This is a genomic window from Pseudomonas sp. JDS08PS003 (genome assembly GCF_045013505.1).
Classification (GTDB): domain Bacteria; phylum Pseudomonadota; class Gammaproteobacteria; order Pseudomonadales; family Pseudomonadaceae; genus Aquipseudomonas; species Aquipseudomonas protegens_B.
Window position 1 is genome coordinate 1484772 of sequence record NZ_CP120724.1, and the last position, 20550, is coordinate 1505321.

A 20550-nucleotide genomic window follows, 5' to 3' on the forward strand; every position below is an offset into this window, starting at 1 on the left:
GCCGCGAGCATCCTCGCGGGCGGCTCATTCGGATCGTCCCCGATCCAGCATTCACTTCCTTTCAAACCACGCGGAAAATCCGCAGGAGTATTCATGAATCCAGGCATCAGCAGCCCGGCCTCGAAGCGAGGCATCCGGCATTTTTTTCAGGCATTGATCGCGGGCTGCACCCTGTTGCTGGCAACCGCAGCCCATGCCGAGCCCTTTGTTCTGGCCTACACCGACGGCCAGGTCGAAGCGTCCTACAGCAATCTGCAAACGTTCTACCGCAACCTTTCTGCCGTCGGTCTGGGCAGTACTTACGGGCTGACGGTCACCGGCCAGTTGCATCAGGAGGGGATGAACCAAACCACCGAAAACATCATCCGCTTCGCCCAGTCCAAGTCCCTGCCGCTGTATCCGACCGTCTCCGACTACAACGAAGGCATTGGTGATTTCGACCCGGCCATTTCCCACTCCATCGTCAACGACAAGACCTTGAGTGCCGGCAGCATCAAGCAACTGGTGACGCTGGCCAAGGACGGCGGTTTTGCCGGTATCAACCTGGATTTCGAAAAGGTCGAGCCGAGGAATGCCAAGGCGTTTTCCGCCTATGTCAAAGCCCTGGGCAACGCCCTGCATGCCAGCAACAAGAAGCTGATCATCAGCATCCCGCCCAAATCCAGCGACCGCGAGCCCGAATACCTCCAAGGCTACGACTACAAGGCCCTGGGCGCGGCGGTGGATTACTTCCAGGTCATGACCTATGACCAGGTCGGGCCTGGGTGGAGCAGCGGCGGTTTCCACGATGAAGTCTGGCCCGGCCCCGAGTCGGGCGCCGACTGGCAGCAGGCGCTGCTCAGCTACGCCGTTTCGCGAGTCGCGCCGAGCAAGGTCCTGGCGGGGCTCCCGGCTTATGGTCAGGACTACAGCATTGGCAATCGGGTGCACTGGTCGGCTTACCAGGAAGTGATTACCGAGCATCGCGCCGCTACCCATCTGGACGCCGCTTCGGCAACGCCTTACGCCACCTGGGGCCCGGTCAAGCGCTTCGCCGATGGCGTGGAATGGACCCCGGAGCGGGCGCAACCGGTGCTCTGGTACGACGATGCCAAGAGCATCAAGACCAAGACTGCATTGGTCGCCAAGCTGGGGCTGGGCGGTACCAGTGTCTGGGCCATGGGCTATGAAAATGCCGAATTCTGGACGGCGCTGCAGGCCGGGCTCAAGGCCGGTGCTGAGCTGTTGTCGGCGGGGCGGGAGTGAGCCAGGCCAGTACCAGAGTTCCGGGACTGCCCCGGGTAACGTTCGACGGATAGAGAGTACTGCCCCATGAATGACGAAGACCTTGCGGCGATCAATCGACTGATCGCTGCGCTCCAGGCCCAGACCGATGGCCAGGTAGCCTTGAATAGCGCGATCCGCCTGCTGGCGCAGAGCAATCAGGCACTGGTGGACTTGATCAAGAGTCGCGAGCCAGACCCCAACGCTCCCCCTTATCTGGATGGCTCGTCGGCCCCTTGAACCAAGGGTTCCAGCGTCTTGAGCTTCCTCCCCCGAGTAACACTCACAGCCCGCCATCGCGGGTTTTTTATTGTTTGATGGAGAACACCTGATGTCGATTCTTACCCAAGGTACGCAAATCTTTGCCCTGGTTCCGCCTGTCTCCGGTAGCGGCCCCTACACCGTGCTGGAAATCGAGCACGCCACTTCCTTCGACCCGGGTGGTGCACCCGCCGAGCAGATCGAAGACACCAGCCTCAACGCCGAAGAGCGCAGCTACAAGAAGGGCCTGCGCACTCCAGGCACTGCCAGTCTCGGGCTGAACGCCGACCCGGCCAACGCCAGCCATATCCGCCTGCACCAACTGTCCGAAGCCAATGGCGATACCAGCGTCAAATGGGTCGTCGGCTGGTCCGATGGCAAGGGTGTAGTCCCTACCCTCAATACCAAGGGTGACAACTTCGAACTGCCCACCACCCGTACCTGGTTCGCCTTCGACGGCTACGTCTCGGACTTCCCGTTCAACTTCGCCCTGAACGCTGTAGTGACCACCACCGTCACCATTCAGCGCACCGGCGGTTCCACCTGGATCAAGAAGGCCTGAGCCACGCCATGAACCTCAAGCAGCTGAAAGCCAAGGGCGGCATCGTCGATGCCCTGCCCGTGAAGAAACAGGTGAGCTGGACTCACCTTGACAGCAAGACTGGCAAGGAAGTGACCGACACCTTGACCCTGCATGTTCGCCGGCAGTCTTTCGGGGTTATCGAGCGCCTGTTTGCCGAGAGTGGCAGCGAGCTGAGCCGTAATGCCCGCTACATCGCCGCGTCGGTGGCCTTGGGCGCTGACGGCTCGGAAGCCCTCAGCTACGACGATGCCTACGGGCTGGAGCCGTCCCTGGGGTTCCTGATTCTCAATGCGGTGAATGAGGTCAATGGCACCGGTGGCGCCGCAGCAAAAAACTGACCGCCGCCGATGAGTTCTGGCACGAGTTGGTGCTGAACGGAGTCGGCGGCCGGACCATTGCCGAAGCCAAGGAACGCGTGACCTACCAGGAAGCCCTGGCATGGGGGCGCTATATCGACCGATATGGCTCCTTGCATACCGGTAGGCGGCTGGAGGCGGGCAGCGCCCTGGTGGCGCTGCAGACCCACCGGCTGGGCGGAGGCATGGCGGAGTTGCTGGACTTCATGCCTCACGAACAACGTTTGGGGTTGTCACTCGAACGTGCAATGAACGAGTGGCGCTGACCTCAGGCCACTTTCCCCAAACCCGTTTCGACGGGTTTTTTATGACCCGGAGAAACCTATGGCAACTGCTTCCCAGAGGAGTTTGCAGCTGGACCTTGGCAGCCTGGAGCGGGCCCTGGACAAGGCCCAGCGTATTACCGACCAAGGCATGCGCAGCATGCAGAGGCGTGTCGAGGAGGCCAGCAAGAAAATTGCCGAGGCGATGGCGACTTCCTCTGCTTCCGCGTTGGGCGCAACCTCCAATGCCTTCGATGGCCTGCGTAAGGCCTATGACCCGGCTGCCAGAGCGGCCGATGATTTTGTAAAGAGTCAAAGTTCCTTGAGCGCACTGCTCCAGCAGAACAAAAGTGCTGGAACCGAGTATGCGCAGTCCCTGGAAGTATCTGGAAAAAAGCTGGGGGCGTACTCCGACGAGATGGAGAAACTGCGTAATTCAGGTGCTCTAGCTGTCTCTCAGTTAGGCAGGGGGAGTCGTCAACAGGCACTGGCCGCCCAACTTAGCGCGAACGATGAAGAATATGCTTTGGCGCGTAAGGCTCTGGATAAGCAGTTTCCTCAAGGCGCGGTTCAGTCGCCAGCGACCTATGCCGACAAGTCGGGGATCAAGTTCCCGGCGGGAGATGCCTATGGCCGTGGGGCCGAACAGGGCGACGACTATGCCACCAAGCTTGATGAGCTGAAGACCAAGCACAGTGACATGGCCCTGCAGATTCAAAGCAACTATGTACAGATGAGCGAAGCACTCGGCGACTGGAAAAATGGTGCCTCGTCGGCTTTGGATGACTACATGAATAACGCCGGTAACGTCGCCGCTCAGTCGAAGGCGGTGTTCACCAGTGCGTTTGAGCAGATGGATGCCGCGATCCTCCAGTTCGCTACCACGGGCAAGTTCTCCTTTTCCGATTTCGCCAAGTCGGTGCTCAAGGACATGGCGATGTTGGCGGCGAAGACGGCGGCGTCCAAAGCGTTGAGTTCGTTGTTTGGAATGGCCAGTTCGGCGGTCATGGGATGGTTTGGGTCTACTGCTGCGCCTGCCCCGACGACCGCTTCGGTCGGCTCCTCAAGCTACACCTTCAATCCTCAGTTGAACCTGGACTCCAGCTTCAAGTACGCCAACGGCGGTGTTTTCACCAATGGTGTCGCTACCGGTCCGACGCTGGCGCCTATGGCCCTGTTCGGTGAGGCCGGACCAGAAGCAATCATGCCCCTGAGTCGTGGTTCCGATGGCTCGTTGGGGGTCGTTGCGTTGGGCGGGGGACAATCCGGCACCACCAGCAACCAGCAGGTGGTCATCCAGCAGACCATCAACGTACCCGACGGACAGGCCGGTGCCTCGGGTGCAGGCACGAACTCCCAGAGCCTGGCCAATGCCTACGCCAGCGCGGCGAAGCAGGGCGCGGCCGAACAGATCGCCCGAGACCTGAAACCGGGCGGCCAGATCTGGTCCGTCATCAACGGCCGCTGATTTCCAGCGGCGGCAACGGCTCACGCCCGGAGAAAAGACATGACTATCGAAACATTCATTTGGGTACCCAAGATCGAGCCCGTGGGCAGCGTCGAGTTTCGCCTCAAGTCGGCGCGCTTTGGTGATGGCTATCAGCAGGTTGTCCAGGACGGGATCAACAACAAGACCCAGTCCTGGCCGCTGACCTTTGTCGGCGACGACAAGAAGATCAAGCCGATCATCAACTTCATCGACGCCCATCAAGGAGCCAGGCCTTTCTATTGGACCCCGCCGTTGGGCGAGCAGGGGCTGTACCGCTGCAAGACCTACCAGCCCTCGCCGTTGGGCGCAGGGATTTACTCGCTCAGCGCAACTTTTGAACAGGCATTTCATCCATGACTATCGATCCGATCCACCTTGGTAGTGCTCCCAATGATGGCAGCGGGCAGAACCTGCGTTCGGGGGGGCAGACCATCAATGACAACTTCGCTGAGCTGGACACCCGTACTGCAACAGCACAAGCCACAGCCGAGCAGGGAGTTGCGCAGGCCGTAGCCGCCAAGGCCAAGGCTGATGCGGCGATTCCGGCATCAGCTCTAGGAGCCACTGTGGCTCAATTGGTCAACGGAACAGTACCGGTATCTCAACTACCGAGTTTTGTTGACGACGTGCTGGAATTTGCGACCCTTTCTGTCTTTCCAGTGGTGGGTGAGGCGGGCAAGATCTACATAGCCACGGACACAAACAGCTTATACCGCTGGACTGATGGAGGCAGGCAATACCTCTTGCTCAGTGCTGCGAAAGGTATTAACTCAGATATAACCGAGCTTGCAGGGCTTACGACTGCGCTTAGCGTCTCGCAGGGCGGGACAGGTGGCAAAGATCAAGCGGGCGCAATGGCTGGCCTGGGGCTTGGAACAGCCGCGACTGCGAATATAACTACGAGCGTGACAGACAGCACAGTTGGCCGGGTGTTGAAGGTAGGCGACTTTGGCGTTGGCGCCCCATTACTTAAGAACACTGGAACTCCTGATGCAAAAATTGCGCAGGATGCGGGTGCACAGTTCAGTTACCTTTCTGCAAGTGATAAGGCACCAGGAATGGTTGCGGATGGTGCTCTGGCTACATTCGGTGCAAACACTGACTATGCGTTCCAGTTGGCTATGGACTGGAGAAACGGAGCCATATACAGCAGGTATAAAGCTGCAGCGGCGCCCACTTTATGGAGAAAGCTGGTAACTGAAAATAGTTATATGCCCCGCCTTGCTAACGGTGACCTGAATAATTACACCGCCAACATTCAGCTATGGGCAGACCACACCTGCATTAATGTTCCTTTTACATCGAACTGGTATGTAGAGGTTATAGGGGTAAGAGAACAGGGACCGGCGTACAGTGTCCAGAGAGCCACAAATATGGGCACCGACATGGTGTATGTACGCCAGTGCATTGCCAATACCTGGGGAGCATGGGAAAAGACTTCGGTCGAGACGATCACCAACGCCAACGGTACCGCCACAAAGTTTCCTGACGGGACGATGATTTGTCGCACTGTCCGAAAAGAGGCTGGGCCTACAAATATTGCTGTCAATGCAGGTCTTTTCATTAATTCAGGAATCCCCTTTCAGTGGCCTGTTGCGTTCGTCGGTGATCTTCCAATGGTAAACGCATCCTCAGAATCTTATTCGGTCTCGTTTAGCTGGGCTGCATTAAACATCGCTCCATCCCTAACTGGGATACAGGATGTCAGAACTGTATCGACGGCAAATGGCGCTCTTGCAAAACTATGCGTATCAGCAGTAGGGAGGTGGAAGTAATGATAAAGATTTATCTTTCGCCAATCCTTATGGACGGCAGGCTTGAAGTATTAACTAATGGCTACGAACTGACGGTGTGTGGTGACGTCTTCGACTTTTCCGAGCTTCCGCTTGGCTATGAACTCGCGCTTACCGACATCGATTCAATTTTTTTTGCAGGTCCGGCCATAATGTCTGCTGATGGTGATCTGGAAGTAACTCTGCTGCAGCCCTATAGCGATCCTGATGCGCCGATGAGCACCCGCTTTCCCGAGCCTATCCTTGTGAGTACCGATGGCCCAGTTACTCTCCCTCAACAAGATGAGCTTGCGAATGAACTTCGATAATGCAAGGAAGACCCCGACACAGCACGACGTTGATATCACCTTGGCAAAACAGTATCTCGCGTCCACTGACTGGTACGTTATGCGCCTTGTTGAGACTGGAAAACCCATACCTGGAGATGTTGCTGCCAAGCGAGCTGAAGCGAGACTCAGCATCAACGAGCAGTGAAGTGCCCGTAAGCACCATCAGCCCGCCATCGAGCGGGTTTATTTTTGCCCGAGGAATCACCATGCCGATCACGGCCGATATCCAGACCCTGGAGCCAGGCGCGTGGGTGGAGCTTTTTGAGCTCGACGCCACCAGCCTCGGCGCCGAGCTTTATCGCTTTCACGGTTACCCCCAGCAGTCGTCGATCTTCTGGCAGGGGCTTGAGTACTCACCCTGGCCGATTCAGGCCGAGGGTTTTGAAATGACCGGCAAGGGCGCGCAGCCGACTCCGACGCTGTCGGTCGGCAACGTCGGCGGTTTCATCACTGCCCTGGTGCTGTATTTCGAGGACCTGGTCGGGGCCCGGTTGATTCGTCACCGGACCCTTGGCAAGTATCTGGATGGCCAGCCTGAAGCCGACCCCGAAGAAGAGTTGCCGCCAGACATCTGGTATGTCGAGCGCAAGTCTAGCGAAGACAACGAAGTGGTGAAGTTCGAACTGGCCAGCGCCCTGGACTTCAACGGTGTGCAACTGCCACGACGGCAGATCGTTGCCAACGTTTGCTGGTGGCTCAGTTGTGGAGGCTATCGCGGGCCTTATTGCGGCTACAACGGTGGTCCGGTGGCGGATCTCAACGATGTGATCGTCACCGATGCGGCCAAGGATAAATGCGGTGGTCGGTTGAGCAGTTGCAAGCTGCGTTTCGGTGAAAACAACCCGCTGCCCTTCGGTTCATTTCCAGCGGCAGGGCTGCTACGGAGCTGAGCATGAACAAGGAAAATCGGGCCGCCATCGAGCGCCACGCGCTGGCCGAGTACCCCAAGGAGTGTTGCGGGCTGCTGATCCGCGAGGGGCGCAAGCGGGTCTATGTGCCCTGTCGCAACACCGCTGTCACGCCCAGCGAACATTTTCGCCTGGCGCCCGAGGATTACGCGGCGGCGGAAGAGCGCGGCGAGATGCTGGCGGTGATCCACAGCCATCCGGATTGTCCGCCGGCTCCCAGCGAGGCGGATCGGGTTGCCTGCGAGGCATCGGGCTTGCCCTGGTACATCCTGGAAGTGCGCAAGGACGATGACGGCACCTTGCGCAAGGGCGACTGGGCGAGTCTGCTGCCCACGGGGTATCAAGCGCCGTTGATTGGCCGAGCCTTTGCCCACGGCATTCACGATTGCCTGAGCATCATCCTGGACTACTACCGTCGTGAACTGGGTATCGAATTGGGTAGCTACCAGCGTGAAGACGGCTGGTGGGAAAAGGGCGGCAACCTTTATTTAGATCATCTGCCTCAGGCCGGATTCGAGCGAGTCAATGACCTGCGCCAAGGCGATGTGGTGCTGATGCAGATCCGCTCGCCGGTGCCCAATCATGCGGCGATCTATCTGGCTGACGGCGTGCTCAAGAGCGAGCCGGAGCACTTCCCCGCGCCAGGCTCGATCCTGCATCACCTCTATGGACGCGACAGCAAACGGGACACCTATGGTGGTTACTGGGACGAGGTAACAGTCAGCATCTGGCGACATCGCCAGCTCATGGCTATGGATTGAAGTGCATCGTCTTTCCTTGAATTCAACCGGGGATCTTGTTCCTGGGAGTGATGTGATGAATCAGCAAAAAATCCGCGTCATCCGTCTCTACGGCACTCTGGGCGCACGTTTTGGCCGAGTGCACAGGCTGGCGGTCAGTAATGCCTCGGAAGCGGTAAGAGCCCTGTGCATCCTGATTCCGGGGTTCGAGGCTTTCCTGATGGAGTCCAAGGACCGCGGACTGACCTACTCGCTTTTTCTTGGGCGCGACAACATCGGTCACGACCGGTTGAACGCGCCCAGTGGCAACAGCGATATCCGCATTGCGCCGGTAGTGATCGGCAGCAAGCGTTCAGGTGGGCTGCAAACCATTATCGGAGTGGCCCTGGTGGTGGCCGCGTCGTACTTCTCCGGGGGCACGTTTGCCGCTGGTGGCACAACACTGATCGGCGGCACTGGCACCACGGGCTGGACCATGGCCGCGCAGATGGGCATCGCCCTCGCCATGGGCGGGGTCATGCAGATGATGTCGCCGCAGCTCAAGGGGCTGGGGGCCATGGACCGTCCCGACAACCGCGCCAGCTACAGTTTCAATGGTGCGGTCAATACCAGTGCCCAGGGTAATCCGGTGGGGTTGCTGTACGGTCAGTTGACCGTTGGCAGCTCGGTGATCAGCGCCGGGATCTATGCCCAGGACCAGCTCTGAACCCAGCTGGTTCCACCCTTTACTTGAAGCCCGCCTTGGCGGGTTTTTTATTGCCAGGAGAACCCCATGGGCTTGGCCGTAGAACGACAAAAGATGCAAACCGTGCTGCTGTCCGGCTCTTTGGCAAGGATGTTCGGACGTGAGCATCGAGTAGCCATTACGGGTGGCTTCAAGGAAGTGATGGGGTACTTCCGTCAGTTCCCCGGCTTCGAGCGCCACATGCTGCAAAGCGCGGAAAAAGGCTTGCGATTCGCGGTGTTCAATGGACGGCGCAACTTGTCCGAGACCGATATTCATCAGCCTCTGGGCAAAGAAGTCATTCGCATCGCCCCGGTCCTCAGCGGTTCGAAGCGTGCTGGTGGATTGCAGACCATTCTGGGTGCAGTGCTGATGGCCGTGGCTTATTTCAACCCCTTTGGATACCTAACCGGCCCTGCTGCCTCGTTTCTGTTTATGACGGGGGCGAGCATGGCGATGGGGGGCGTCATGCAAATGCTGGCGCCTCTACCAAAGGGGCTCGCTGCTCAGGATCGGCCGGAAAATCGCCCCAGCTACAGCTTCAACGGCCCGGTCAACACCAGCGCCCAGGGGCGTCCAGTGGGTCTGTTGTACGGTCAGTTGACCATCGGCAGCGCCGTGATCAGTGCCGGCATCTACGCCGAAGATCAACTCTAACCCCTCCTGTCTTCAACCAGCCTGCCGTTGCGCGGGCCTTATTTCGCCTGAAGGAAAGCCATGACTGACCTTACTCTCGCTGGCAGTAAAGGCGGCGGCTCCAAGCCCCGTCCCTCCGTGGAGGCGCCAGACAGCCTGCAAAGCACGGCTTATGCTCGGATCCTCGATCTCGTCAGCGAGGGCGAGATCGTGGGCTTGAAGAATGGCAAGCGCTCGGTGTTTCTCAACGAGACGCCCCTGGCCAACGCCGATGGCAGCCTGAACTTCTCCGGGGTCACCCTCGAGACCCGCAATGGCAGCCAGGACCAGACCTACATCCCGGGATTCCCGGCGGTGGAAAACGAATCTTCGGTGGCGGTGGAGTTGCGCAGTGACCAGCCCTGGAGCAAGGCCATCACCAACCTGCAACTGTCGGCCGTGCGCATTCGCCTGGCGGTCTCGCGGCTGGCGCAGACCAACACCAGCAATGGCGACACCAACGGTTATACGGTGCGCTATGCCATCGACCTTTCCACCGATGGCGGTGCTTTCGTGGAAGTGTTGCAAGCAGCCTTCAGCGGCAAGACCTCGAGCAAGTACGAGCGCTCCCATCGCGTCGATCTGCCTGCCGCTACTGCTGGCTGGACGGTTCGTGTACGACGCCTGACACCGAACTCCACCAGCGGAGCGATCGCCGACACCACCAGTGTCGAGTCCATCACCGATGTGATCGACGCCAAGTTGCGCTACCCCGGGTCGGCGATCATCGGCCTGCAATTCGATGCCTCGCAGTTCCAGTCGATCCCCACCCGTTCCTTCGAACTGCAGGGGCGGATCATCCGCGTACCCAGTAACTACGACCCGCTGACTCGGATATATAGCGGCGTCTGGGATGGCACCTTCAAGTCGGCCTGGACCGACAACCCAGCCTGGATCTACTACGACCTGCTGCTGCACCAGCGCTATGGCCTGGGGCATCTGCTCAACGCCGCCCAAGTGGACAAGTGGGAGCTGTACCGCATCGGCCAGTACTGCGACCAGCCGGTCTCCGACGGCAAGGGCGGCACCGAACCACGCTTCACTTGCAATCTCTACCTGTCCGTTCGTGCCGACGCCTTGAAAGTGCTGCAGGACCTGGCGACCACCTTCCGCGGCATGGCCTATTGGGGCGCCGGTTCGGTGATGGCCGTGGCCGATATGCCGGAAGACCCGGTGTACACCTACAGCAACGCCAACGTGGTCGACGGCAAGTTCGTCTACGGCGGCTCGGCGAAAAAGACCCGCTACAGCGTAGCGTTGGTCAGTTGGAACGACCCGGCCGACTTCTACCGGCAGAAGGTCCAGTACGTCGATGACCCGGAAGGCATTGCCCGCTACGGCGTGCAGCAGACCGAAATCACCGCCACCGGTTGCACCTCCCAGGCCCAGGCCCAGCGCATCGGTAAATGGGCGCTGCTGACCAACCGCCTGGAAACCGAAAGCGTGAGTTTCGCCGTGGGCCTGGATGGCACCCTCGCACGCCCTGGGCAGATCATCCGGGTGGCGGACAACGACAGGGCAGGGCGCCGGATTGGCGGCCGACTGCGTTCCGCGACCCTGGATACCCTGGTGCTCGACGCCGACGTGAAGGCCTATCCGGGGGACACCGTCACCCTGATCATGCCCACCGGCAAGGCCATCTCGCGGGTGATCAAGTCAGTGGGCTATCCACTGACCTGGAACAGCACGGGGATTACCTGGGACAACGGTGACATCACCCTTGATACCACCGGCTTTCCTGCCGAAGTTCAGCGGGTGGTGCTGGAGAAGAAGCTGGAGGAACTGCCGCCAGAGCAATCGATGTGGGCGATCGATTCGCCGACCTTGGCAGCCCAACAGTTTCGGGTGCTGTCGGTGGCTGAAGACTTCAGCGATGACTCCATCAAATACAGCATCAGCGCGGTCAAGCATGTACCCAGCAAGTTTGACGCGATTGATAACGGCGCGCGGATTGAACGGCCGCCGGTGACAGTGATACCGCCGAGTGTGCAACGGCCGCCGAGCAATGTTCGGGTGAGCAACGATCACTTTGTCGATCAGGGCAGTGCGGTCAGCGTCATGACCATCGAATGGGATCGCCCCGAAAGCGCGATTGCTTATGAGGTTTACTGGCGCAAGAACGATGGCGAGTGGGTGTTCGCCGGGCGCACCGGTGCGACTTCGATTGAAGTGAGCGGGATCTATGCCGGTCGTTATGTGGCCAAGGTGAGAGCGATCAACTCTTTGGATATTGGCTCTGTGTTCGCGACTTCGACTGAGACTGTACTGAATGGCAAGACCACGCCACCACCGGTGGTGGCGTCGTTCACCGCCGAGTCGATTGTGTTTGGCATCAAGTTGAAGTGGGGCATTCCGGCGGGTGTTGTCACTGCGGATCTGCAGCGAACCGAGATCTGGTACAGCCAGACCAATGACGTCGGAACGGCTATTAAGTTTGGTGATTACGCTTATCCGCAGACGGATCTGACGATCATGGGGTTGGCCGCTGGAGTACGGTTTTTCTTCTGGGCCCGGTTGGTGGATCGCATTGGCAATATCGGTGCGTTCTATGGACCTGTAACTGGCCAATCTTCGGCTGATGCCGGCCCGATTCTGGATTACCTGAATAACCAGATTACGGAAACCCAGTTGAGTCAGCATCTTCTGGAAAAGATCGATTCAGGTGGAGGTGCTCAGGTTGAAGTTGAGGCTGTAAAGAAAGAGCTAGCGGCGATGTACTCAATCAAGACCCAACTGACGGTAGACAACAAACCGTACCTGGCAGGCATCGGCATCGGCGTCGAGAACGACGAAGGAATGATCACCAGCCAAGTGCTTATCGCGGCCAGTCGTTTTGCAATCATCGATCCAAATACCAACGATGTTTTCCATCCGTTTGTAGTTCAGAACAATACTGCTTATATAAAGTCGACATTTATTCAGGATGGCTCAATCAGCAATGCGAAAATTGGCGACTATATCCAGTCAGATGATTACTTTGAGGGGAGTCGCGGGTGGCGCCTAAGCAAGGTTGGAAATTTTGAGATGAACGGTACCGGACAAGGAGGCAAGCGAGTAGTGACAAATACGTCTGATAAGTATTACGACAAGAACGGAATTCTGCGAATAAAAATTGAGGTTACATGACAGTTAAGTTTGAACTATACAATGCCGATGGAACTCTCCAGCTCGACATTAACACCAGAATTTCGAAGGTGTTGGGGTCTGGTGAGATACAGGTCGCAGGGGGGCGTCTAACGGATCCCGGATTCAATAGTGGCGCAATATGGTTCTACTTCATCCAGCCAATATCCGCATTGACTGATACATCGGGATCAAGCCCGCCCTTCGAGATTAAAAACCACTGGGAGCCTGGAGGGCCATTGGTAACGTTCTCATCACTGACACCGGCCATTATGAAAATTGTGTGGGGGATATACTGATGTCGGCATCAATTGAGATATTCAATGATGAATTAACCGTGATGATCAACGACCAATTCAGGTGTCACAGTCTAGCGGCCAAGGGGGGCGGGAGAACGGTTCAGGTAAGCGCGGGAACTGGTGGGGAGGCCACCGTAAGCTACAGGACGAGCAGCTCTACAGCTCCAGTGATCGCGGTGTACTGTAACGCGCTCGTTGTGGTTGAACCGAGGGCTGTAGGCCCCAACAATTACAGCTGGCGTATCCGATCGATGATGCAGACCCCGTCCGTGGGTTTTGAATGGTTTGTATTTGACTTGCCGGATGTAGGCATTGATGCGGGCGGAATGATTCAGCTGTTCAACAAGAGTGGGGATATTGTCTTTGATAGTAACTTGAAATACATGCGCGTTATAAAGATTCTATCTGCCGGTCGAAACACCCATTTCGAAAAGTCATACACCAACGTCCCTACTGGAAGAAAGTATGCTTACAGTGCTGGCAATGCTTCATATACATATCAGAGGGCCAGGGGGTCATTTCTTGCTAACAATGTTTGGGAGCACACCATCGACTACATGTATTACAGTTCAGCCGGTCAGTTAGGTCAGCAGTTTGTGCATGGTGGAAGGGAGCGTTACTTAGGGACATCTGTTACCGGTCCGGCAAACTTCGGATTTTTCAGGCGCCAATCAGAGAATAGTACGGGTATGATTATTGACGTAACCGATTTTTAATAATTAACACATCAAGTAATGAACCTGGTCGACGTATGCCAACAGCCAGCCGCAGCGCCTTGAGCGACAGCTCGGCATCGGCGGTCCTGGAAAAGGCCCAGCCGACGATCCGACGTGAAAACAGATCCATCACGATTGCCAGGTACAGCCAGCTTCCACCGACGCGAATGTAAGTGATGTCTCCGGCCCAAAACGTATTGGGTGATGCAGGATTAAAGCGACGATCAAGGACATTGGCTGCGGTATTGCTGGGCTTTCCGGTTCGACGATAGTGAGCGTAACGGGCTCTTCGCCTGACCAGACCAAGGTTTTTCATCAGACGGCCCATACGATGGCGCCCAATCACTACGCCCTGCTTTTTAAGCTCCCTGGCAAATCCCCGGGCACCCAGGGCACCTCGATGCTCCCGGTGCAACTGCCGAATGGTCTTTTCCAGTTGCCGCTCGACCCGAGGTTCAGACCGGGCCACGGGCTTGGCGTAATAGCTGCTGCGAGGCACGCCCAGAAGTCGGCAGCAGTGCCGAATGGAGAGCTGTCCTTTCAAACCCTCGATCATTTGATTCGGCTGAACAGCACCTTCAGATGAGAGGGCAATTGCTTTTTTAGGACGCTATTCTCGGCTTCCAGCAGGGCGAGCCTGGCCTGCAGTGAATCAATCAGTTCCTGGTCCTGAGGGCGTGTGGGCAGCAAGGCTCCTTCATGCTCCTTGCGCCATCTGGCGACCCAGCGTCGCAGTGCTGTAGGCCCAACCCCGGTTTGCTCACACGCCTTAGGCACCGAGTAATTCATTTCCACGACCAAGCGAATGGCTTCAGCCTTTTCTTCAGCGCTAACAACCCGAAATCCCATGATGCTTCCTTAGGTTGAAACTCCTACAGAGTGGTCCGGGAATATTGAGCCACAACACTGATGGGAAGCGGGGCAAAAATTCGATGACCTGCGACCAGATTTCCACGATTTCTTGGAGCAAACCATGAAAATCATCCCTCTCTATACTCAGATACGCACTTATTGTCCCTGCCTCGCCAACCGTGTAGGGATTGCTATTGATTTGCCTTCGCTGGACGCAGTGAGTGCTCTACAAACACCTGCTGTTTATGTCGTGCCTTTGGCCGACCTTACAAGTCCTGGCACCACTCAAAATGCCACTTCTTCAACCATCCGCGACCGCTTCGAAGTCGCCTTGCTCCTCGACGCCAGCAACCCACAACAAGCCCTCGACCAACTCCATGACCTGCGCGCCGAAGTCTGGCGGGCCCTGGTCGGCTTCAAGCCCGGTGCCGAGTACAACCCGATCCAATACGACGGTGGCGAGCTGGTGTCGCTCAACGCCACCCGACTGCTCTACCGCCTGCGCTTTTTCGCCGAGTTCCAGCTGGGCCGCAATCTGCCCAGTCAGCCGGCGGAGACCTGGCATGAACGTGAACTCGACGGCTTGCCGTCCTTTACCGGGGTCACGGTGCGGGTCGATGCCATCGATCCGGCGGACCCCAATCTGCAACGTCCAGGCCCCGACGGGCGCCTGGAGCTGACTTTTTCAGGAGAGCTGAAGCAATGAGCAAACGCATCACCGTGCTGCCGGTCGCCGGCCGCGCCGTACCGGACCCGGAAGCAGGCGATCTGCTGCCGATAGAAGGCCGCGAAGTGCCGGACAACGCCTGGTGGCGCCGACGTCTGGCCGATGGCGATATCACTAGCAAGGCCGTGAAAGCGGCGAAATCTCAAGGAGCCAAATAATGGCGATCGGTTTCAGCAATATCCCGGCGGACATCCGTGTTCCGCTGTTCTACGCCGAGATGGACAACTCGGCGGCCAATAGCGCGTCTTCGGCCATGCGCCGTCTGATCGTTGCCCAAGTCAATGACAACCAGACTGGCGATGACATCGGCAAGCTGGTGCTGGTGTCCAGCGTGGCCCTGGCCAAGAGTATCGGTGGGCAAGGTTCGATGCTCGCTTCGATGTATGAAACCTGGCGCAAGACCGACCCGGTGGGCGAGATCTGGTGCTTGGCGCTGCACAGCACTGAAGGCAGTGTGGCCAAGGCTGAGGTGAAGATCACCGGCGCCGCCAGCGAAAGCGGCCTGCTCAACCTTTACGTCGGTGGCGTGCGGGTGCAGGCATCCATCGTCAGCGGCGCCACTGCCGCTCAGGCGGCCAGCGCCCTGGCGTTGAAGGTCAATGCGGCGGTGGATCTGCCGGTGACCGCGGCAGCCGTCGATGGCACTGTGACCCTGAGCGCCAAGTGGACCGGCGACAGCGGCAACGACATCAGTCTGCAACTCAACCGCCTGGGCAAGAGCAATGGCGAACAGACCCCGGCGGGCCTGACCCTGGTGCTGGGCAAGATGGCCGGTGGCACCGGTGTGCCGGATCAGGTGGCTGCGCTGGCGGCCCTGGGCGACGAGCCTTTCGAGTTCATCTGCATGCCCTGGACCGATACGGCCAGCCTCAATGCCTGGCAAGCGGTGATGGACGACAGCACTGGTCGCTGGTCCTGGGCCAAGCAGTTGTTCGGTCACGTCTACAGCGCCAAGCGCGGCACCGTCGGTACCCTGGTGGCGGCCGGTCAGGCGCGTAACGATCAGCACATCACCATCCAGGCCCTGGAAACCGGCGTGCCACAACCGGTCTGGGTTCAGGCCGCGGCCCTGGCGGCACGGACGTCGGTGTTCATCTCTGCCGATGCCAGTCGCCCGACCCAGAGCGGTAGCCTGCCGGGTATCGATCCGGCGCCGGCCAGCGAGCGTTTTACCCTGACCGAGCGTCAATCGCTGCTGAGCTACGGCATCGCCACCGCCTACTACGAAGGCGGCTACATGCGCATTCAGCGGGCGATCACCACCTACCAGAAGAACGCCTACGGCCAGGCCGACAACTCCTACCTGGACAGCGAAACCATGCACCAGTCGGCGTTCATCGTGCGTCGCCTGCAAAGCGTGATCACCAGCAAGTACGGGCGCCACAAGCTGGCCGCCGACGGCACCCGCTTCGGCGCCGGCCAGCCGATCGTCACCCCGAGCACCATTCGCGGTGAGCTGATTGCCCAGTACGCCAAGCTGGAGCTGGAAGGCCATGTGGAGAACGCCGAACTGTTTGCCGAGCACCTGATCGTCGAACGCGACGTGCAGGACCCGAGCCGGGTCAACGTGCTGTTCCCGCCGGACTACATCAACGGCCTGCGAGTGTTCGCGCTGCTCAATCAATTCCGTCTGCAGTACGACGCCGCGGCCTGAGCCGGACCTGCATCACTGCGCTTTTTCAGCCCGCCTTGAGCGGGCTTATTTTTTGGGAGAAACATCATGGGTCAACTGATTGCGGGCACCTGCTACGTCAAAGTGGACGGCGCTCAACTGACCATCAGCGGCGGCTGCGAAGCACCGCTGATGGCCGTCAAGCGGGAAACCGTGGTTCCGGGTTTCTACAAGGAAACCGACCTCACCCCGTCGTTCAAAGTCACCGCGCTGCACACCCCGGACTTTCCGCTCAAGCAGCTGATTGCCGGTTCCGACATGACCGTCACCTGCGAGTTCGCCAACGGCAAGGTCTACGTGCTGGCCGGTGCCTACCTGGTGGACGAGCCTATTGCCAAGGGCGACGACGCCAGCATCGAACTGAACTTCGAAGGGCAGAAGGGGACCTGGCAATGAGCAATGCGGTGAAGCTGCAGGTGCCCATCGAGGCCCACGGCGAGCCTCTGGCCGAACTCACCCTGCGCCGTCCGACGGTGCAGGAAGTGCGAGCGATCAAGGCACTGCCGTACAAGATCGACAAGAGCGAAGAAGTCAGCCTCGACATGGATGTCGCGGCCAAGTACATCGCGGTCTGCGCCGGTATTCCACCGTCTTCGGTGAACCAGCTGGACCTGGTGGACCTCAACGCCCTGAGCTGGGCGGTGGCGAGTTTTTTCATGAGTGCGGCATCGCAGCCATCGCCGACCTGATCGCTGTCGTCTATGACCTGGCCTGGTTCTGGAAGGTCGACCCCGAACAGATGATGGCCAGGCCACTGGATGTGCTCCGGGAATCCCTGGAGCACGCGCAACGGATCAATGCGATGCAGCAGGTGCAGTGATGGCAGACACACAAACCGTAGAGAGGAAGTCGGTGCTGTTGACCGGCATCGACGAACTGTCACCCAAACTCGTCGCCCTTCAAGGCAAGGTCGACTCTTTCAAGAAAAACCTTGAACAGGCCGGGCTGGGCAAGCTGAACATCAGCGGCCTGTTCAAGGGCGGCAGCCTGATCACCCCGTTTCTGGATGGGATCAAGGCCTGCGACGCGTTCAAGGGCAAACTGGCCGAGGTTGGCGATTCCAGCGCGTCGGCCGATGCAGCCAAAGGCATGAATGTATTCAGTCAATCCATGGCCAAGGTGTCCTCGGCCATTGATGCTGCGCTGGCGCCGGCGGTGGGGGCACTGGTGGTCGGTCTGGAGCCCATGCTCAACAGCGTGGGGACGCTGCTCGACGACAACCCGAAGCTGGTTGAGGGGCTGGCGATGGGTGCCATTGCCTTCTCGGCGATGCAAACCGCCGTGACCGGGGCGACCCAGGTGCTTGACCTGATGGGCACGGTGGCTAAGGCCAACCCGGTGATGTTGATTGCCATGGGCATTGCTCTGGCAGCCGGGGTGATCATTGCCAACTGGGGGCCGATCTCGGCCTTTTTTGTCAGTCTCTGGGAGGGCGTAAAGAATCTTGCAGCGCAGGCGCTGGAAGGACTGAAGACCCTGTTCAGCTGGACACCCCTGGGCATGCTGATCGGCAACTGGGGGGCCATTACGGCGTTCTTTGCCGGGCTCTGGGACAGCATCAAGGCGCTGACTGCATCGGTCGTCGGCTTCCTCAAGGAGGTGTTCTCCTGGTCGCCTCTGGGGCTGATCATCGATAACTGGGGCGGGTTGACGGGCCTGTTCGCGTCCATCTGGGAATCGCTCAAGGCCTTGACGGTACCGGCGATGGCCTTTCTAAAAGGCCTGTTCGATTGGGTGCCGATGGACATGATCACCAAGAGCTGGGGCGCGGTCACCGGTTTCTTCGCGTCGATCTGGGCAGTGTTGCAAACGGGCATCCAGGCGATCAAAACGGTGTTCCAGACGCTGTTCGACTTTTCTCCGTCCGTGTTGCTTTACAACAACTGGGGGGCTGTCAGCAGCTTCTTCAGCTCGATCTGGGCGGCGCTGCAACCGGGTATCGATGCGATCAAGAAGGTCCTGCAAACGCTATTCGACTTCTCTCCGCTGGTGGTTCTTTATAACAACTGGGGCGCAGTTACGGGCTTTTTCAGTTCGATCTGGGCCGAATTGCAACCGGGTATCGACTCGATCAGAAAGGCCATTGAGGTCCTGTTCGACTGGTCGCCGATGGAGCTGATCATGACCAATTGGGCCCCCATCGCCGATTGGTTTTCCGGGCTGTGGAGCAAGCTTCAAGCACTGATGGTTCCGATCAAGGAGCTGTTCGAAGGTGGTTTCGGAGGGCTGATTGCCACGGTCACCGGTAAGGTCGAAGGCTTTACCGAGGCGCAAAGGCAAATCAACGCTGAGGGTAAAGGCGGGTTGGCATCACCCTTTGCCACAACCCAGGGCAGCTCTCTGACCCAGAATTCCAGTGCCCTTATCCAGCAGAACGCTGCCAACAACCGCACGCAACTTGAGGGCGGTTTGACCGTGCGTTTCGAAAACGCCCCGGCAGGCCTGCGTGCCGAACAGGCCAAGACCAATCAACCAGGCCTGAACGTGGCTTCGACCCTGGGCTATCGCTCACTTTCCCTAGGAGGTTCCCATGGCGGATAACTGGCGTGATCGTTTGTTGCCCGCATCCTTTCGCGGCGTGCCGTTCTGGGTCGATCAGGCGAAAACCCCGGTGGGCCAGAAAGGTCAGTTGCACGAGTACCCGCAGCGCGACCAGCCGTTTTTCGAGGGCCTTGGCCAGCAGGCGAAGATTCATTACCTGACGGCCTTTATCGTCGGCGCCGATTGCCTGGAGCAGCGCGACAGGCTGCTCAAGGCCCTGGAGGAGGGCAGCGGCGAGCTGGTGCACCCCTGGCTCGGGCGGATGCAGGTCAAGGTCGGTGAATGCGAGATGACCCAGAGCCGCCAGGACGGCGGTCTGGTGACCTTCAGCCTGAAGTTCTACCCGGACCAGCCGCTGCGCTTTCCCTCGGCGGCGGTCAATACCCAGCAGCAGGTGCTGGTGGCCAGCGATACCTTGCTGGGGGCGGCGGTGCTGCGGTTCGAGTTTGCCACCAACCTGATCAAGCAGGCGCGGATTGGCGTGGCGTCTTTGCGCCAGGGGTTGGCGGACGTGTATCAGGTCATCGAGCACGAGTTCAAACCGCTGATTGAGTTCTATGGCGACCTCAACACCCTGGTCAAGGCGGTCAAGGAAATACCCAAGGAGCTGAGCACGGAGTTCAAGGGGTTGCTGGAGGATGTGCGCGGGCTCAAGGACTTTGCCCGTACCGGCTATCGGCAGATGCTCGCCGATATTTCCCAGCAGGTGGAGGCGGCCAGGCGCATTGATGCGCCGAAGCTGACCACCGGCAAGGACACCACGGCGGCGGCCGAAGCCGTGGCGAACCTGGTCCAGGATGCGCTGTTGGTGCAGATCGCCCGGCTGGTGTCGGCGTTGCCGGTGGCCACACCAGTGGTGAAGCTCAAGAACACACCGCCCCTGGCGCAGCAGGCCAGCCGTCCGGTGCAGCGCCTGGAGGTGCCGGTGGCCGACGATGTGCTGGCGCTGCGCGATCAGTTCAATGAGCTGATCTGGCAAGCCGCGCTCAAGGCCGACGCGGTGCATTACCAGGCGCTCAACACCCTGCGCCAGCAGGTGCAGGGGCACCTCAATGCGGTGGCGTCCTCGGGGGTGCGGCTGGTCAGCCTCAGCCCCAAGAGCAACCTGCCGGCGCTGGTGCTGGCCTATCAGCGGTTTGCCGATGCGACGCGGGTCGGCGAAGTGGTGCAGCGCAATCGGGTGGCCCATCCGGGCTTCCTGCCGCCGGCCAACCTGCAAGTCGCTCGGGAGTGACC

The 20550-nt window shown here is 59.0% G+C and carries 25 protein-coding genes; 23 read left to right on the top strand and 2 right to left on the bottom strand.

Features of this window, described 5'->3' with window-relative positions; translation table 11 throughout:
• Positions 1-93 precede the first annotated feature (93 nt).
• The 16 genes from P7C00_RS06685 to P7C00_RS06760 all read left to right on the top strand — a co-directional run bounded on the left by P7C00_RS06685 (position 94) and on the right by P7C00_RS06760 (position 13522).
• On the top strand, positions 94-1245 hold the full coding sequence (locus P7C00_RS06685; protein WP_404938367.1) for a glycosyl hydrolase family 18 protein: 1152 nt from the start codon (positions 94-96) through the stop codon (positions 1243-1245).
• A gap of 66 nt (positions 1246-1311) precedes the next feature.
• Complete coding sequence (locus P7C00_RS06690; RefSeq protein ID WP_404938369.1) at positions 1312-1503, top strand: hypothetical protein; 192 nt, start codon at positions 1312-1314, stop codon at positions 1501-1503.
• A gap of 91 nt (positions 1504-1594) precedes the next feature.
• Complete coding sequence (locus tag P7C00_RS06695; protein ID WP_016964892.1) at positions 1595-2086, top strand: phage tail tube protein; 492 nt, start codon at positions 1595-1597, stop codon at positions 2084-2086.
• Positions 2087-2094: 8 nt separating this feature from the next.
• The gene (locus tag P7C00_RS06700) at positions 2095-2445 is read left to right on the top strand and encodes a phage tail assembly chaperone family protein, TAC (protein WP_404938371.1); all 351 of its coding nucleotides are present in this window, start codon (positions 2095-2097) and stop codon (positions 2443-2445) included.
• Between the two features lie 29 nt (positions 2446-2474).
• Positions 2475-2729: a hypothetical protein gene (locus tag P7C00_RS06705; RefSeq protein WP_404938373.1), complete on the top strand. Its 255-nt coding sequence runs from the start codon at positions 2475-2477 to the stop codon at positions 2727-2729.
• Between the two features lie 58 nt (positions 2730-2787).
• On the top strand, positions 2788-4194 hold the full coding sequence (locus P7C00_RS06710; protein WP_404938375.1) for a phage tail tape measure protein: 1407 nt from the start codon (positions 2788-2790) through the stop codon (positions 4192-4194).
• 39 nt (positions 4195-4233) lie between these two features.
• Positions 4234-4572: a phage tail protein gene (locus P7C00_RS06715; protein WP_404938377.1), complete on the top strand. Its 339-nt coding sequence runs from the start codon at positions 4234-4236 to the stop codon at positions 4570-4572.
• Positions 4569-5990: a hypothetical protein gene (locus tag P7C00_RS06720; RefSeq protein ID WP_404938379.1), complete on the top strand. Its 1422-nt coding sequence runs from the start codon at positions 4569-4571 to the stop codon at positions 5988-5990. Before P7C00_RS06715 ends, P7C00_RS06720 begins: the two co-directional genes overlap by 4 nt.
• Positions 5990-6316, top strand: coding sequence for a hypothetical protein (locus P7C00_RS06725; protein ID WP_404938381.1), 327 nt, complete (start codon positions 5990-5992; stop codon positions 6314-6316). Before P7C00_RS06720 ends, P7C00_RS06725 begins: the two co-directional genes overlap by 1 nt.
• Positions 6303-6482: a hypothetical protein gene (locus P7C00_RS06730; RefSeq protein WP_404938385.1), complete on the top strand. Its 180-nt coding sequence runs from the start codon at positions 6303-6305 to the stop codon at positions 6480-6482. Before P7C00_RS06725 ends, P7C00_RS06730 begins: the two co-directional genes overlap by 14 nt.
• Before the next feature lie 61 nt (positions 6483-6543).
• On the top strand, positions 6544-7227 hold the full coding sequence (locus tag P7C00_RS06735) for a phage minor tail protein L (protein ID WP_019093175.1): 684 nt from the start codon (positions 6544-6546) through the stop codon (positions 7225-7227).
• Positions 7228-7229: 2 nt separating this feature from the next.
• Positions 7230-8006, top strand: coding sequence for a C40 family peptidase (locus P7C00_RS06740; RefSeq protein WP_404938387.1), 777 nt, complete (start codon positions 7230-7232; stop codon positions 8004-8006).
• A 55-nt stretch (positions 8007-8061) separates the two neighbouring features.
• Positions 8062-8691, top strand: a complete 630-nt coding sequence (locus tag P7C00_RS06745; protein WP_404938389.1) for a tail assembly protein — start codon at positions 8062-8064, stop codon at positions 8689-8691.
• Positions 8692-8757: 66 nt separating this feature from the next.
• The gene (locus P7C00_RS06750) at positions 8758-9366 is read left to right on the top strand and encodes a tail assembly protein (protein ID WP_404938391.1); all 609 of its coding nucleotides are present in this window, start codon (positions 8758-8760) and stop codon (positions 9364-9366) included.
• A 60-nt stretch (positions 9367-9426) separates the two neighbouring features.
• Positions 9427-12510, top strand: coding sequence for a phage tail protein (locus P7C00_RS06755; protein ID WP_404938393.1), 3084 nt, complete (start codon positions 9427-9429; stop codon positions 12508-12510).
• A 295-nt stretch (positions 12511-12805) separates the two neighbouring features.
• Positions 12806-13522: a hypothetical protein gene (locus P7C00_RS06760; RefSeq protein WP_404938395.1), complete on the top strand. Its 717-nt coding sequence runs from the start codon at positions 12806-12808 to the stop codon at positions 13520-13522.
• Here P7C00_RS06760 and P7C00_RS06765 read toward each other — a convergent pair.
• The gene (locus tag P7C00_RS06765) at positions 13500-14078 is read right to left on the bottom strand and encodes an IS3 family transposase (RefSeq protein ID WP_404938397.1); all 579 of its coding nucleotides are present in this window, start codon (positions 14076-14078) and stop codon (positions 13500-13502) included. The genes P7C00_RS06760 and P7C00_RS06765 overlap by 23 nt on opposite strands.
• Positions 14075-14371 (bottom strand): transposase, encoded by a 297-nt coding sequence (locus P7C00_RS06770; protein WP_092308884.1) that lies wholly within the window; start codon positions 14369-14371, stop codon positions 14075-14077. The genes P7C00_RS06765 and P7C00_RS06770 overlap by 4 nt, the downstream gene beginning before the upstream one ends.
• A gap of 124 nt (positions 14372-14495) precedes the next feature.
• Between P7C00_RS06770 and P7C00_RS06775 the strand changes: the two genes are divergently transcribed.
• From P7C00_RS06775 to P7C00_RS06805, 7 genes are all read left to right on the top strand, one after another.
• A complete protein-coding gene (locus P7C00_RS06775) occupies positions 14496-15080 on the top strand; it encodes a hypothetical protein (RefSeq protein ID WP_404938399.1) in 585 nt (194 codons plus the stop codon).
• Positions 15077-15259 carry a DUF2635 domain-containing protein gene (locus P7C00_RS06780; protein WP_123727692.1) on the top strand — a complete coding sequence of 61 codons (183 nt, stop codon included), beginning with the start codon at positions 15077-15079 and terminating at the stop codon, positions 15257-15259. The genes P7C00_RS06775 and P7C00_RS06780 overlap by 4 nt, the downstream gene beginning before the upstream one ends.
• Positions 15259-16755 carry a phage tail sheath subtilisin-like domain-containing protein gene (locus tag P7C00_RS06785; RefSeq protein ID WP_404938401.1) on the top strand — a complete coding sequence of 499 codons (1497 nt, stop codon included), beginning with the start codon at positions 15259-15261 and terminating at the stop codon, positions 16753-16755. The genes P7C00_RS06780 and P7C00_RS06785 overlap by 1 nt, the downstream gene beginning before the upstream one ends.
• A gap of 66 nt (positions 16756-16821) precedes the next feature.
• Entirely contained in the window at positions 16822-17169 is a 348-nt protein-coding gene (locus P7C00_RS06790; protein ID WP_016965085.1) for a phage tail tube protein, read from the top strand.
• Positions 17166-17462 (top strand): phage tail assembly protein, encoded by a 297-nt coding sequence (locus P7C00_RS06795; RefSeq protein WP_041116251.1) that lies wholly within the window; start codon positions 17166-17168, stop codon positions 17460-17462. The genes P7C00_RS06790 and P7C00_RS06795 overlap by 4 nt, the downstream gene beginning before the upstream one ends.
• A gap of 130 nt (positions 17463-17592) precedes the next feature.
• Positions 17593-19314, top strand: a complete 1722-nt coding sequence (locus P7C00_RS06800) for a phage tail protein (protein WP_404938403.1) — start codon at positions 17593-17595, stop codon at positions 19312-19314.
• Positions 19304-20548 (top strand): DNA circularization protein, encoded by a 1245-nt coding sequence (locus tag P7C00_RS06805; protein ID WP_404938405.1) that lies wholly within the window; start codon positions 19304-19306, stop codon positions 20546-20548. The genes P7C00_RS06800 and P7C00_RS06805 overlap by 11 nt, the downstream gene beginning before the upstream one ends.
• The last annotated feature ends 2 nt before the right edge of the window (positions 20549-20550 follow it).